Raw genomic sequence first — 268 nt, forward strand, 5'->3', positions numbered from 1 at the left:
TTGCGAGGCGCGTGCGGCCAGCTCCTGCAACAGCTGCTTCTTGCCCTGCGCCTTCGGCGCCAGGATCACGGCAGATGGCTGCAACAGATCGGAGATCTTCATGCGCGACCTTCTTACGCCACGGCGCGCGCGCGAACGCGGGCCTGGGCATGATGGTTTTTGAGCTTGCGCTTGTAGCGGCGGAGCTGCGTCTCGATCTTGTCGAACGCCGCATCGAAGGCACGGTGCGCATCCGGCCCTTCGCCTTGCGCGGACATCACCGTCTTCG

The 268-nt window shown here is 64.9% G+C and carries 1 protein-coding gene; it reads right to left on the bottom strand.

The features are described 5' to 3' along the window. Window positions 1-113: 113 nt before the first annotated feature. Window positions 114-257 carry an HPF/RaiA family ribosome-associated protein gene (locus RMT89_RS46330; RefSeq protein ID WP_399499005.1) on the bottom strand — a complete coding sequence of 48 codons (144 nt, stop codon included), beginning with the start codon at window positions 255-257 and terminating at the stop codon, window positions 114-116. Between the last annotated feature and the right edge of the window lie 11 nt (window positions 258-268).

Source organism: Streptomyces sp. P17 (genome assembly GCF_032436805.1).
GTDB lineage: Bacteria > Actinomycetota > Actinomycetes > Streptomycetales > Streptomycetaceae > Streptomyces.

What these genes read in the sequence shown, in the direction of transcription:
- RMT89_RS46330 (WP_399499005.1), bottom strand. Translation starts at nt 257, where the DNA reads ATGTCCGCGCAAGGCGAAGGGCCGGATGCGCACCGTGCCTTCGATGCG.